We start from the raw sequence: 13,664 nt of genomic DNA on the forward strand, positions 1-13,664 counted from the left end.
TCCTCACACGTTCAGCAGAAGGAACTCGCGCTCCCATGGGCTGATCACCTGCATGAAGGTCTCGAATTCTCCACGCTTGACGCCGGCGTAGATGCCGATGAACTCCTTGCCGAACACCTCTTCGAAGGCCGGCTCGTCTTCCATGAGCGCCACGGCTTCAAGGAGGCCGCGTGGCAGTTCGATCGACCCTTCATTTGCCGTGTCTTCCGTCGGCGCTGTCGGCTCGATCTCCTTCATGATGCCAAGCAGGCCGCAGGCGAGCGAAGCCGCGAGTGCCAGATAGGGGTTGGCGTCGGAGCTCGGCAGGCGGTTTTCGACACGCCGCGCCTGTGGATCCGAAACCGGCACGCGGAAGGCCGTGGTCCGGTTGTCGTAGCCCCACGCATTGTTGACAGGGCAGGACATCTCGGGCGTCAGGCGACGATAGGAGTTCACATAGGGCGCCAGCATGCACAGCGCATTCGGGACGTACTTCTGCATTCCGCCGATGAAGTGGAAGAACTCGCGCGACGGCGATCCATCCGGCTTCGAGAAGATGTTCTTCCCGGTCGCCTCATCGACCACCGATTGGTGGATGTGCATGGCGGATCCAGGCTGTCCCTGCATCGGCTTTGCCATGAAGGTCGCGTAGATGTCGTGCTTCATCGCCGCTTCACGGATCGTCCGCTTGAACAGGAAGACCTGGTCGGCAAGTTCGATCGGGTTGCCGTGGCGCAGGTTGATTTCCAGCTGCGCCGGGCCTTCCTCGTGGATCAGGGTGTCGATCTCGAGGCCCTGTTTCTCGGAGAAGTGATAGATGTCGTCGATTAGTTCGTCGAACTCGTTGATGCCGGCGATGGAATAACCCTGACCGCCAAGGATCGAACGGCCGGAACGGCCCTTCGGCGGATGCAGCGGATAGTCGGGGTCATCGTTCTTGGCGACCAGATAGAATTCGATCTCGGGCGCCACGATCGGCTTCCAGCCGCGGTCGTGATAGAGCTTCATCACCCGCTTGAGGACGTTGCGCGGCGTATAACCGACCTCTTCTCCGTCGGCGCTGACGATATCGCAGATCACCTGCGCCGTCGGATCGGTTTCCCACGGAACAACCGAAAGCGTCGAAAGATCGGGAACGAGCTTGAGGTCGCTATCGCGCGGCTCGTAGCGGAAGCTTTCGGTCTCGTCCGGATATTCGCCGGAAATCGTGTGGCGGTAGATTGCGGAAGGCAGGGCAAGCGAGGTGTTCGAGGTGAACTTCGAACTTGGCATCATCTTGCCGCGCGGCACGCCGGCGAGGTCCGGCGTAATGCATTCGATATCTTCGATGCCGCGTGCCCGCAGAAACTGCGCTGCTTCCTTCCAGTTGGCCACGCCGCGCAGAGACCCGGGGTCCGGGGGTGTTTTCTTCGAGGCAGGCACGTTTCTGGCAGGCTTCAGCGTCGTCTTTTTTGGGGACATGGCACACCGGTTTGTGTTGATCTCGCGTGTATCATAACCAGAGTTTGGCAATTGGCGAGGGGGCCAAGGCGTTGACTTTCGCCCTTTGATGGAAAAAAGAGACGCTTTCGACAAGGGAACCAAGTTTGCAGCGGAAAAGCGATGTAGTTGTCATCGGCGCGGGCGCCGCCGGCATGATGTGTGCCATTCGCGCTGCACAGCGTGGCCGTTCGGTTATCGTGCTGGACCATGCGCGAGCACCCGGCGAGAAAATCCGCATCTCCGGCGGTGGCCGCTGCAACTTCACCAACATCCATGCCGGACCGAAGAGCTTTCTGTCCGGCAATCCGCATTTCTGCAAATCGGCGCTGGCGCGTTTCACGCCCTCCGACTTCATCGCCATGGTCGATCGGCACAAGATCACCTGGCACGAAAAGACGCTCGGCCAACTGTTTTGCGACGAGAGCGCCAAGGACATCATTCGCATGCTGCTCGACGAAATGCAGGCCGCGGGCGCGGTGCTGCATCTCGGGACGGAAATCGGCAATGTCGAGAAGACCGATACCGGCTTTCGTGTCGCGACATCGGAAGGCACATATGAATGCCAATCGCTGGTCATTGCCACCGGCGGTAAGTCGATCCCGAAGATGGGTGCGACCGGCTTCGCCTATCGCATCGCCGAGCAATTCGGTCTGGCTCTGGTCGAGACCCGTCCCGGTCTCGTGCCCTTGACGCTGGATCCGCTGTTGCTCGAAAGCCTGTCTGCGCTATCCGGCATTTCGGCGCCTGCGGAGATTCGCCACGGCAAGACCGCGTTTCGCGAGGCGCTGCTGTTTACTCACCGCGGCCTCAGTGGTCCGGCGATCCTGCAGATTTCATCCTATTGGCGCGAGGGCGACGAGATCACCGTCGATATCGAGCCTGACATTGATCTGCTGGCGCACCTGAAGGCGGCGAAACAGGCAAACGGCCGACAATCGGCGCAAACAGCGCTTGGCGATGTTCTGCCGAAGCGGCTCGCGCAATATCTGGCCGAACGGACGGGCGTAACCGGCAATATGGCCGATCTCTCGGACAAGGTGCTTATGCGGCTGGCCGAAGCCGCGCAGAACTGGAAGATCAAGCCGTCCGGCTCCGAAGGCTATCGCACGGCGGAGGTGACGCTCGGCGGCATCGACACGTCAACGCTCGATTCTCGCAGCATGCAGGCAAAGGCTGTGGCGGGCCTCCATTTCATTGGAGAATGTGTCGATGTGACGGGTTGGCTCGGAGGCTACAATTTCCAATGGGCCTGGGCTTCCGGCTTTGCCGCAGGTGAATCCTTGTAGGGACAAAACGACCGAAGAGGATTCAATAGTTCTTAAGAGGGGTGCGCCATCCTGCCTCAATGACGAGCTGAAAAGAGCTTCCTAAATAAAGCTTTACCAGCAAAGCATTTTGTTGGATTGTTGTGTCAGAGAGAAGTGAGGTTCTGCAATGAACAGGAACACACGACGCGCCCGCGCCATCGCAATCGCCCAGGCAAAGCCCGACACAAGGCTTGTCGCACTCCGCTACTTCGTCCTCGCTGCCAGCGCGTCTGCGGCGATGATCGCACTTCTGGTCGAGCGCTTTCTCTAGGCTGATCTACAGCCGGGTGTTGTAACGACGCCAGCCGCGCTGAGCGCCCATATCGGCATGTAAATCGATTTGAATGCCGGTTTCCGCTACATACGCTTATCCGAAAATTAACATATCCTCTGCAACAGTTGGTAGATGATTTATGGGCGCTTCCGCCTTGTGCGCGAAGTGAACAGGCAATGAATGCCGTCCGGGCGTAAGCCTGAGATTCCCATTGTTCCAAAAAAGCAGCTCGATGCACTCGGCCGGCGCCTTCGGGGGTCGGTGGGAGGAGTGGTGTATGGAAGGCCGGAACCGCCATGTTGATTGATAAGATTCTTTCCCGTTTCAGGATCAAGACCAAAGTCCTGATTTTTGTTCTACCCTTTGTTGTCAGCATTTCAGCGGTCGGCCTGACCGGCCTCTATGCCTCGGGTCTGCTGCAGGGCCGGATGGAAATCTCCAACAGCGTTCTTCAATCGCTGAGCGGCTTCAAGGATCTCTACAGCTCCATGGACGACTTCCTGCGCACGACGAGCCAGGATGCGCGCGACAAGCTGCAGAGCGACATCGCCACCCAGCAGAACACGCTGACTGCGACATTGAAGCAGATCGGCGAGAATGCCGGCCGCGACAATCTCGAGGCCGCCGCCAGCGGCACGACCGGTATCTCCGACACGGTGGGCAAGCTCTGGACCCTGCATGAGCAGGAACTGGCGTTGCGCAAGTCGATGGACGATGCGCAGAAGGTGATGATCACCAGCCGCTTCAACGTGAACTACGATGCACAGCAGCTTGAAGAGAACATCCGCAAGGACGAGGGCAATGCCACGGCAACGCTTCGCGCCGCCGACCGGCTGCTGAAGGGTGGCGATACGCTTGCCACCGTCATGGGCGACTTCAGCAAGGCGCAGGCACCGGCTGACAAGCTGAAGGTCGTGACCGATGCGATCCCGGCCATTGCCAAGGCCCAGCGCCTGATCGAGATCTCGGTTCCGCAGAACCAGAAGAGCATGACCCAGTCGCTGTCGCAGACGATCAGCGACGTGAAGGCACAGGCGACGGCTGCCGATGCCGGCACCGATGAGGCGATCGCCAATCTCGGCCGCCTTGTTTCCCGCTTCCGCCAGATGTCCACCTACACCCAGCTCACCGCAACGCAGATGATGCGCGAAGCCACCACGACCTTCGTGGAACTCGATAGCCGCATCGCGCAGACGAACTCGGTTCTTGAGGATACGCGCCGCCTTGAAAGCGCGATCTACTCCCTGCAGCTCGTGCTAGGCGAATTTGCGGCCAAGCCCAGCAAGGACAATCGCGTTCGCCTGCATCAGGAAATCGCGACGCTCGGCACCAACCTGAATACGCTGCTCGCCAGCGCCAAGGGGATGAACTTCGCTGAAGACATCGTTGCCGCGATGTCGCCGGCGCTGGCCTCCATGGACAAGGATGCACAGAGCCTCGTCGATACCATCGACCAGCGCGTCGCCGACTACGCTTCGGCGCGTCAGCAGCTTGACACCGTCTGGGGTCAGCTGACGGCATTTGCCGAACTGCAGAAGCAGACCGCGGGCGCCGAACGCACGCAGGCAAACGGCATCTCCGTCCTGACCACCGCGCTCGGCATCCTGCTTTCCGTCGTCGGCGGTATTGCTCTCGTCCTGACGCTGCAGCGCCCGATCGGCCAGATCACCGCCGCCATGCGCCGCATCGCCGATGGCGCGCTCGACACCAATATCTCCGGCGAGCAGCGCTACGACGAAATCGGCGACATGGCGCGCGCACTTGGCATCTTCAAGGAAAACGCGATCTCGAAGATCCGCATCGAGGAGCAGAGCGAAGAAGAGCGTGCCGCTGCCGAACACGAGCGCCAGCGCAACGATGCCGACAAGCGCGAAATGGATCGCCAGATCGAGTTCGCCGTCAATGCCTTGGCGTCGGGCCTCGAGCGCATGTCGCAAGGCGATATCTCGACGACCATCGACACGCCGTTCATCGGCCGTCTCGAACAGCTTCGCCAGGATTTCAACGGCTCGATGCTGCGCCTGCAGGCTTCGATGAGCCAGATCCGCGACAACGTCGAGATGATCCAGGGCAACGGCAATCAGATGGCGCAGTCCGCCGAAGATCTCGCCAAGCGGACCGAACAGCAGGCCGCTTCGCTGGAGGAAACGGCAGCTGCCGTCGATCAGATCACGGTCACGGTCCGCTCGTCGGCCGAGCGCGCCAAGGATGCCGACCAGATCGTTCGCCAGGCCAAGCGCAGCGCGGATGACTCTGCAACCGTCGTCAGCAACGCCATCGACGCGATGGGCCGCATCGAAGACGCCTCGCGCCAGATCGAGCAGATCATCGGCGTCATCGATGAGATCGCTTTCCAGACCAACCTTCTGGCACTCAATGCCGGCATCGAAGCGGCGCGCGCCGGCGAGGCAGGCAAGGGGTTTGCGGTCGTTGCAATGGAAGTGCGCGAACTCGCGCAGCGCTCCGCTGCCGCCGCGCAGGAAATCAAGGGCCTCATCAACAAGTCGACGACCGAAGTCAGCTCCGGTTCGCAGTTCGTCCAGGAAACTGGAACGGTCCTTGCGAAGATCAGCACTCAGATCGTGACCATCAGCCAGCACGTCGAGATGATCGCACGCGCCAGCCACGATCAGTCGAGCGCGCTGCAGGAAGTCAACGCGACCGTCAACCAGATGGACCAGATGACCCAGCAGAACGCGGCAATGGTGGAAGAGACCACCGCTGCCAGCCGTGCGCTCGCGAACGAGGCAGATTCCCTTCTCAGTCTGGTTCGCCAGTTCAAGATCGATGGCGACACGCACGGCACGATTTATCGCGCGGCTTGATCGGACCAACTCACAAACGACAAGATGGCCCCGGAATCCGGGGCCATTTTCATTTGGCGCCTAGTTCACAGGCGGTTCAATCAATAATTGTGCAATGATGAGTAAGCGCGAAATTTTAATCCGTCCAATGGTTGCGGATTATCGGCGGGGCGTTGGTTTATGCGGAAAGTCCTGAGATCTCAAATAATTGACGATCGTCAACTTGGTGAAAATTTTCATTAAATCTTTTGCTCTAGCGTCGGGCGGTTGTATTCTCAGGGGATTGGCATGCTTCGGCTCTTTACGGCTTCCATTGTTCGACAGATTGTCGTGATTACACTTGCGCTGCTGGGCATCAGCACCGCCGCGATCGTGTGTGTGACCTATTACAATCTGAGCGACTACGTGATGACGAGCGCGGTTTCCGACGCCCGCGACGCGAGCCGCACAATGGCCGTCCTCTATGGCGCCGGCGACCCGACGGCACAGGTCGCCATTCGCGACAACGCACTCGAGGGCATCACCGAAGACAAGCTCCCGCAGTTTGCCGATCACGCCTTGGTCGACCGCACCGCGCAGTCGATCGCTGGCGTTGCGACGATCTTCGAGCGTCAGGGCGCCGACTATGTGCGCGTTTCGACCAATGTGAAGAAGGAGAACGGCGACCGCGCCGTCGGGACAAAGCTTGCGGCAGATCATCCGGCGCAGGTCGCGCTGGCAAAGGGCAGCGCCTACTACGGCCCCGCCGACCTCTTTGGGCACAAGTTCATGACCGGCTATTTCCCGATCAAGAGCGCGGCGGGCTCGACGGTTGGCATTCTCTTTATCGGCATCCCGATGGAGCTCTACTACAACAGCCTGCAGCAACTGCTGGCGCTTGTGGTCGGTGTCGGAATAGCCGTGCTGCTGATTGTCGGCGTTGTCGCCTATTTCGCAATCCGCGCGACCGTACGGCCCCTTGAGGCGCTGACCGCTTCCATCCACACGATTTCGTCCGGAAATCTCGATGCACCGATTCCCTGCGTCGAAAAGCAGAACGAGTTCGGCGCCATCGGCCGCGCCTTGGCACTGTTCCGCGACGGCGCGCGTGCCCGCCTGCAGCTCGAAACGCAGGCCGCGGAGCAGCGTGCCCTGACCGACGCGGAGCGCGCCCGCAATGATGTCGAAAAGCGCACGCTGGACGGACAGATCGACTTCGCCGTCAACCAGCTCGCCGCCGGTCTCGGTCGCCTTGCTCAAGGCGATGTCTCCGAAACGATCGAGACGCCATTTGTCGGGCGCCTGGAGCAGCTTCGCGTCGATTTCAACACCTCGCTTGTACGCCTGCAGGATACGCTGTCGCGCATCCGCGATAACGCAACGACGATCCACCGCAACTCCGGCGCCATGCTGTCATCGGCAGACGAACTCTCGAAGCGCACGGAAGCGCAGGCCGCCAATCTGGAGGAGACGGCAGCCGCGGTCGAGGAAATCACCGTCACGGTTCGCTCGTCGGCGGAGCGCGCTCGCGAGGCCAACAACGCGGTCGTTGCCACCAAGAAGACGGCGGACGGCTCCGGCGTTGTCGTCGGCGATACTGTCGCGGCCATGGCACGGATCGAGGACGCGTCGAAGCAGATCGAGCAGATCATCGAGGTGATCGACGATATCGCGTTCCAGACCAATCTGCTTGCCTTGAACGCAGGCATCGAAGCGGCACGCGCCGGCGAGGCGGGCAAGGGATTTGCCGTCGTCGCGCAGGAGGTTCGGGAACTGGCGCAGCGTTCGGCTGATGCCGCCCGCGAAATCAAGGGCCTTATCGAGAAGTCGACCCGCGAGGTCTCTGCCGGCTCCGGGCTCGTTCAGAAGACCGGGGCGGTGCTCGCCTCGATCAGCCAGGAGATCATCGCGATCAGCCAGCATGTGGCGACGATCGCCACGGCCAGCCAGGACCAATCCGCCGCACTGCAGGAGGTCAACGGGTCCGTCAACGCGATGGACCAGATGACTCAGAAAAACGCCGCCATGGTCGAGGAAACCACCGAGGCAAGCCGTCAGCTCGCCGACGAGGCGGACGTGCTCATGTCGCTGATCCGGCAATTCCGCATCGATGCTGCTCCATCCGCCGCGCTCCGGCCCTTGCGGACTGCTGCCTGACGGCATGACCAGTATCTGATGGCGGGGAGGGCGCACGCAAGCCGCGGCCTCTCCATTCAGCAAGGCGCATCGATAACAATGCGTTGGCGATGCGTTCGATGCGCGAGGTTCCGACAGTTCGGTAGAACTCATTTTCCGCAAGCGCGGAGCGACGATTGTCCTGGACTTGCTGCTGTCTCAGAAGCTGCGCAATGGCCATATGCTCGATCATCGTGATGTCCTTTCATGGCAATGACGACATCGGTTTAGATATGCGCCAAAATATGCTTCATAAACGGGAAAAATCCCGCTATGTTTTGCACCCATGAAAAACGTGCAATGGGACTCCTTTCAGCTCTTCTTGCAGGTCGCCCGCCTCGGAGGGCTGACCGGAGCGAGCGCATCGAGCGGTCTTAGCCCCGCCACGATCGGCCGCCGGATGCTGGATCTCGAGCATGAGATCGGCCGCATGCTGTTTCAGCGCAGCCAGACCGGCTATCGATTGACCCAGGACGGCCAGGCGCTACTCGATCATCTGCAGGACATGGAAGCGGCGGCACACAAGGTCGATGCGTGGCGGGATGAGCGGACGATCGGAACGACGGTGAGGATCGCCGCCGGCACTTGGGTTGCCTGGCTATTGACCGAAAATTTCGCGGCGATCCGCAAGCCGAGTGATGGTTTCGCCGTCTCGCTCACGATCGGCGAGGCAAGGGCAAATCTGAACTACCGGGAAAGCGATATCGGCATTCGCGCCTTCGAGCCCGAAGAAAGTAATCTCGCGGCGCGGTTGATCGGTGAGGTTGGCTACGCGGTTTATGTCAGACGCAATGCCGAAGAAGGTGACGAACGCTGGATCGCCGTTCACGAGGACGATGCGATCTCCAACTATCTCCGCTGGCCGCATCATCATGCACAGTCGTCGATCGTCGCCACCGTCAATCGTCCGCGCTCCCTGCCGGAACTGGTGCGGGCGGGCGCGGGTAAGGCTGTGCTGCCTTGCTTCGTCGGGGATCTCGATCCGGATCTGCAGCGGCTTGGCGACGAATTGCCTGAGCTGCGCCATCGCCAGTGGATCGTCATGAACAGCGAGGATCGCCACCGGCCGGAAATAAGAACCGTTGCCGACCGGATGACGAAACTTCTGAAAAGCTACGGCGACCTTTTCGCCGGCAAACGCTCAAGCCGCAGCTGAGCGGGTGGCGACTGGACGCCGCCACCGGTATTCTTCAGTTGCGACCCGCAACGATAACAGGGATCAGCAAATCGCCCCAGTTCCCATCGCCGCCGTGGTGGCGTGCGGAGCGGACGAGTTCGACCGAAACCCCGGCATCGACTGCCTTCATGACCGACAGGTTCAGGCGGTGCAGGTCATTGGCGAGCATGCGGATCATGCTCTGCTGATCCTGGGTCATGCTGGTCGATTGTTCTTCGGCGCGTTCCTTGACGCGAGCAAGCGTAGGCATGGCATTTTCCTCCGTGGGTTCGGTCATTCTGCTGCGGGTTTGAACTGGGCATGCTCGGTCGATTCTTTCATCGCCGTGGTCGACGAACGACCACCGGTGATTGCCATCGAAACCGCGTCGAAGTAGCCGGTACCGACCTCGCGCTGATGCTTGGTAGCGGTGTAGCCGTTGATCTCCGCGGCGAATTCGGCCTGCTGAAGTTCCGAGTAGGCGGCCATCTGGCGATCCCTGTAGCCGCGTGCAAGCTCGTACATGCCGAAGTTCAGCTGATGGAAACCGGCCAGCGTGATGAACTGGAACTTGTAGCCCATCGCCCCGAGTTCGCGCTGGAACTTGGCGATCGTTGTGTCGTCGAGGTTTTTCTTCCAGTTGAACGACGGCGAGCAATTGTAGGCGAGCAGCTTGCCGGGATGCACCTTGTGGACGCCTTCGGCAAAACGCCGCGCCTGCTCCAGGTCGGGCTTTGAAGTCTCGCACCAGATCAGGTCGCAATGCGGCGCATAGGCGACCGCACGCGCGATGCAGGGCTCCAGCCCGCTGCGGACCTGGTAAAATCCTTCGACCGTCCGTCCGGCCTCGTAATCGACGAAGGGCTGGTCGCGCTCGTCGATGTCCGAGGTCAGCAGCTTTGCCGCTTCCGCGTCCGTCCGGGCGATGACGAGCGTCGGAACGCCCATGACGTCGGCGGCGAGGCGGGCAGCATCGAGGTTGCGGATATGTGCAGCGGTCGGGATCAGGACCTTGCCGCCGAGGTGCCCGCACTTCTTTTCCGACGCCAGCTGATCCTCGAAGTGAACGCCGGCAGCGCCTGCCTCGATGTAGGCCTTCATGATTTCGAAGGCGTTGAGCGGGCCGCCGAAGCCGGCCTCGGCATCCGCGACGATCGGCGCGAACCACGTCTCGACCGAAAGACCGCTATCCTCGGACGTCTCGATCTGGTCGGCGCGCTGAAGCGTGCGGTTGATACGCTTGGCAAGCTCGGGGCCGGCATTGGCCGGATAGAGCGACTGATCGGGATACATCGCGGACGCCGTATTGGAATCGGCCGCGACCTGCCAGCCGGACAGATAGATCGCCTTCAGTCCCGCGCGGACCATCTGCATGGCCTGGTTCCCCGAGAGGGCTCCGAGCGCATTCACGAAACCGTCCTGATGCAGCAGCTGCCATAGGCGATTGGCGCCCATTTCGGCCAGCGAGTAGCGAAGCTCCACGGATCCGCGCAGCCGTTTGACATCTTCTGCCGAATAGGGGCGCTCGATACCGTCGAAACGACCTGCGGGGATGTTTCGGTGAAGCTTGTCAAAGTCTGTCATTTCTTCCTCCTTGCCGATAATCTTGCCGAACTGGCTGATTGACAGGATTTACAAAATTCGCGGAGAAGGCCAGAATTATATGGCAACATGGGTCTGGAAACGGGTCGAGATGCAAAGAAATTGACAAGGGCTGGCGTTAAAATTGTCAAAATCTGTAAAAATCTGTTCGGCCGAAACCTGTAAAGAATTGTCACATGGTTGAGCGCAAGATATTTGCCGGTCCCCGGGTCCGGCGTATTCGAAACGGCCTCGGCGTCACGCAGACGGCGATGGCGGAGGCGCTGGAGATTTCGCCCTCCTACCTCAACCTGATCGAGCGCAACCAGCGTCCGCTGACGGTGCAGCTGCTGCTCAAGCTATCCGCGGTCTACAAGGTCGATCTCGAAGAGCTGCGACATGAAAGTGGCGGCAGCCTTACACAGCTGAAGGAGATATTCGCCGATCCCCTGCTGGTCGGCGAGCTACCGGGGGATCAGGAGTTGGTGGAGGTGGCGGAGGCCGCACCCAATGCCGCAAGCGGTATGGTGAAGCTCTATCGCGCCTATAGGGAACAGGCCGCTCGCCTCTCCGACCTGACGTCCCTGACAATCGGCGAGGGGAATGCGCCCCTGGCTGGTGCCCGTCTGCCGGCCGACGAGGTCCGCGATGTCTTCGAGCGGCGCTCTGCCTACTTTCCGCGGATAGAAGCGGAGGCGGAGGCCTTCGCGTCGCGGTTCGCCGATATGCGCGATCTGCCTTTCGCCTTCCGTGAATGGCTGCGGGCAGAGCGCGGCATTGGCGTGCGCGTCCTGCCGGTTCATGTGATGCCCGATCTGCGCCGTCGCTTTGACCGGCATTCGATGCGTCTCTTTGTTTCAGAACGGTTGTCGGCGCCTGATCAGGCACATGAAATTGCAATCGAGGTTGCCTCCCTGGCTCTGCGAGACGCGATCCTGGCCGAGCTTGAAGCACTGCCGCTGACCACGCCTGAAGCAGAGAGGATCGCCCGCTTCGAGCTCAGCCGCTATGCCGCACTGGCGATTGCCATGCCTTATGCAGCGTTTCTGGCGGCGGCTCAAAACGCCCGCTACGACATTGATATTCTGCGTGCGCGGTTCGGCGCTTCCTTTGCGCAGGCGGCGACGCGGCTGACGATGCTGCAGCGGCCGGATGCCGCGGCAATCCCGTTCTTCCTCATGGAGATTGATGCCGCCGGCAATCGTCTGCGCCGAGCCGGCGCGTTCGGCTTTCCGCACAGCGGCTTCGGCGGGGGCTGTCCCAAGCTCAATATCCACGTCGCCCTTCTGCAGCCCGGGCAGATTCTGGCCGAAATGATCGAGATGCCGGGTGGCGCGAGCTATCTGACGATTTCACGCACGCTGGAAGGCCCCAACGCGCCCTTCGGCGAGCGGGTGAGACGCACCGCGCTGCTGATCGGTTGCGAGGGAGGTCTCGGGCAGGCAACGGCCTATGGCCGGATCGCAGCGGCCCAGCCCGCGGTTGCGGTCGGATCGGCATGCCGCTTGTGCGAACGTCGCGGCTGCCTGTCGCGAGCCGAGCCGCCGGTGACGCGTCCTTTGGGTTTGGACGAGATGGTCGCCGGTATCAGCAGCTTCGATTTTCAATGACTGTGAAATCATCGAGAGTGCTGGATTTAGCGCTTGTGGGCTCCGAAAATCCTTTCTAGTCTGCATCGAAAACCAGAGGGAAGGCATCGCTGAACAGATGCCAGAACAAAAAGCAGGAGATAGCATGAGGTCAACAATCGCAGGACTGGCAGCCGCCGTGGCCATGGCTGCAATTTCCGCGTCGCCATCCTTTGCGGAGGACCGCGTCGTCAACGTCTACAACTGGTCCGATTATATCGACAGCTCGATCCTTGAAGACTTCACCAAGGAAACGGGCATCAAGGTCGTCTACGACACCTTCGATTCCAACGAGACGCTGGAGACGAAATTGCTTGCCGGCGGCACCGGCTACGATGTCGTCGTTCCGAGCGCCGACTTCCTGCAGCGCCAGATCCAGGCTGGCGTCTTCCAGAAGCTCGACAAGTCCAAGCTGCCGAACCTCTCCAACATGTGGGACATGGTCCAGCAGCGCACTGCCATGTACGACCCCGGCAACGAATATGCCGTGGACTATATGTGGGGCACCAACGGCATCGGCTACAACAAGAAGAAGATCGCCGAGATCCTCGGGCCTGATGCCAAGGAGCCGGGCCTGGAAGCGATCTTCGATCCGGCGGTCGCGGCAAAGTTCAAGGACTGCGGCATCTATGTCCTCGATGCACCGAAGGACGTTCTGCCTTCGGCCCTGACCTATATCGGACTTGACCCGAATTCGAGCAAGCCGGCCGATCTGCAGAAGGCCGGCGAAATGCTGGAGAAAATTCGGCCTTTCGTCCGCAAATTCCACTCCTCGGAATATATCAATGCCCTGGCCAACGGCGATATCTGCATCGCATTCGGCTATTCCGGCGATATCTTCCAGGCCGCGAACCGTGCGACCGAAGCAAAGAACGGCGTGGAAATCGGCTATTCCATTCCGTCGCAGGGTGCACAGATGTGGTTTGATATGATGGCGATCCCAGCGGACGCCAAGCACGTCGCCGAGGCGCATGAGTTCCTGAACTACATGATGAAGCCGGAAGTCATCGCGAAGGCCAGCAACTACGTCTTCTATGCAAACGGCAACAAGGCGTCGCAGCAGTTCATCGACAAGGAAGTCCTCGAAGACCCGTCGGTCTATCCGAGCGAGGACGTGATGAAGAAGCTTTATAGCGTCACCCCATGGGATCCGAAAACGCAACGCACTGCGACCCGGGTCTGGACGAAAGTCGTCACTGGCCAGTAATGAAAATCAGGCCCGGTCGGCAACGTCCGGGCCTTTTCTTGCGCCGATCGCAGGGGACCGTCGGCTTCCAAAAAATAATACTTCGGGGACCA

At 60.6% G+C, this 13,664-nt stretch carries 10 protein-coding genes; 7 read left to right on the forward strand and 3 right to left on the reverse strand.

What is annotated here, in order from left to right:
• Window positions 1-3: 3 nt before the first annotated feature.
• Complete coding sequence (locus A6U87_RS01920) at window positions 4-1,440, reverse strand: glutamine synthetase family protein (protein ID WP_065689543.1); 1,437 nt, start codon at window positions 1,438-1,440, stop codon at window positions 4-6.
• A 173-nt stretch (window positions 1,441-1,613) separates the two neighbouring features.
• On the opposite strand from A6U87_RS01920, the gene A6U87_RS01925 reads away from it, so the two are divergent.
• From A6U87_RS01925 to A6U87_RS01940, 5 genes are all read left to right on the forward strand, one after another.
• Window positions 1,614-2,747, forward strand: coding sequence for an NAD(P)/FAD-dependent oxidoreductase (locus A6U87_RS01925; protein WP_065690214.1), 1,134 nt, complete (start codon window positions 1,614-1,616; stop codon window positions 2,745-2,747).
• A gap of 148 nt (window positions 2,748-2,895) precedes the next feature.
• Window positions 2,896-3,039 (forward strand): hypothetical protein, encoded by a 144-nt coding sequence (locus A6U87_RS30025; protein ID WP_198928652.1) that lies wholly within the window; start codon window positions 2,896-2,898, stop codon window positions 3,037-3,039.
• Between the two features lie 299 nt (window positions 3,040-3,338).
• Window positions 3,339-5,867: a HAMP domain-containing methyl-accepting chemotaxis protein gene (locus A6U87_RS01930; RefSeq protein WP_065689544.1), complete on the forward strand. Its 2,529-nt coding sequence runs from the start codon at window positions 3,339-3,341 to the stop codon at window positions 5,865-5,867.
• A gap of 267 nt (window positions 5,868-6,134) precedes the next feature.
• On the forward strand, window positions 6,135-7,982 hold the full coding sequence (locus A6U87_RS01935) for a methyl-accepting chemotaxis protein (RefSeq protein WP_065690215.1): 1,848 nt from the start codon (window positions 6,135-6,137) through the stop codon (window positions 7,980-7,982).
• Window positions 7,983-8,286: 304 nt separating this feature from the next.
• Complete coding sequence (locus A6U87_RS01940; protein WP_065689545.1) at window positions 8,287-9,156, forward strand: LysR family transcriptional regulator; 870 nt, start codon at window positions 8,287-8,289, stop codon at window positions 9,154-9,156.
• Between the two features lie 34 nt (window positions 9,157-9,190).
• Here A6U87_RS01940 and A6U87_RS01945 read toward each other — a convergent pair whose 3' ends face one another.
• The gene (locus A6U87_RS01945; RefSeq protein ID WP_065689546.1) at window positions 9,191-9,427 is read right to left on the reverse strand and encodes a hypothetical protein; all 237 of its coding nucleotides are present in this window, start codon (window positions 9,425-9,427) and stop codon (window positions 9,191-9,193) included.
• A gap of 23 nt (window positions 9,428-9,450) precedes the next feature.
• Window positions 9,451-10,740: an isocitrate lyase gene (aceA, locus tag A6U87_RS01950; protein ID WP_065689547.1), complete on the reverse strand. Its 1,290-nt coding sequence runs from the start codon at window positions 10,738-10,740 to the stop codon at window positions 9,451-9,453.
• Window positions 10,741-10,934: 194 nt separating this feature from the next.
• On the opposite strand from aceA, the gene A6U87_RS01955 reads away from it, so the two are divergent.
• On the forward strand, window positions 10,935-12,347 hold the full coding sequence (locus tag A6U87_RS01955) for a short-chain fatty acyl-CoA regulator family protein (RefSeq protein ID WP_065689548.1): 1,413 nt from the start codon (window positions 10,935-10,937) through the stop codon (window positions 12,345-12,347).
• Between the two features lie 124 nt (window positions 12,348-12,471).
• Window positions 12,472-13,572: a polyamine ABC transporter substrate-binding protein gene (locus A6U87_RS01960; protein WP_065689549.1), complete on the forward strand. Its 1,101-nt coding sequence runs from the start codon at window positions 12,472-12,474 to the stop codon at window positions 13,570-13,572.
• Window positions 13,573-13,664 lie beyond the last annotated feature (92 nt).

The organism is Rhizobium sp. AC44/96 (assembly GCF_001692185.1).
Taxonomy (GTDB): Bacteria; Pseudomonadota; Alphaproteobacteria; order Rhizobiales; family Rhizobiaceae; genus Rhizobium.

Coding starts and splice junctions, on each gene's coding strand:
- A6U87_RS01945 (WP_065689546.1), bottom strand. CDS start 9,427: ATGCCTACGCTTGCTCGCGTCAAGGAACGCGCCGAAGAACAATCGACC.
- A6U87_RS01960 (WP_065689549.1), top strand. CDS start 12,472: ATGAGGTCAACAATCGCAGGACTGGCAGCCGCCGTGGCCATGGCTGCA.
- A6U87_RS01930 (WP_065689544.1), top strand. CDS start 3,339: ATGTTGATTGATAAGATTCTTTCCCGTTTCAGGATCAAGACCAAAGTC.
- A6U87_RS01925 (WP_065690214.1), top strand. CDS start 1,614: ATGATGTGTGCCATTCGCGCTGCACAGCGTGGCCGTTCGGTTATCGTG.
- aceA (WP_065689547.1), bottom strand. CDS start 10,740: ATGACAGACTTTGACAAGCTTCACCGAAACATCCCCGCAGGTCGTTTC.
- A6U87_RS01955 (WP_065689548.1), top strand. CDS start 10,935: ATGGTTGAGCGCAAGATATTTGCCGGTCCCCGGGTCCGGCGTATTCGA.
- A6U87_RS01920 (WP_065689543.1), bottom strand. CDS start 1,440: ATGTCCCCAAAAAAGACGACGCTGAAGCCTGCCAGAAACGTGCCTGCC.
- A6U87_RS01935 (WP_065690215.1), top strand. CDS start 6,135: ATGCTTCGGCTCTTTACGGCTTCCATTGTTCGACAGATTGTCGTGATT.
- A6U87_RS01940 (WP_065689545.1), top strand. CDS start 8,287: ATGAAAAACGTGCAATGGGACTCCTTTCAGCTCTTCTTGCAGGTCGCC.
- A6U87_RS30025 (WP_198928652.1), top strand. CDS start 2,896: ATGAACAGGAACACACGACGCGCCCGCGCCATCGCAATCGCCCAGGCA.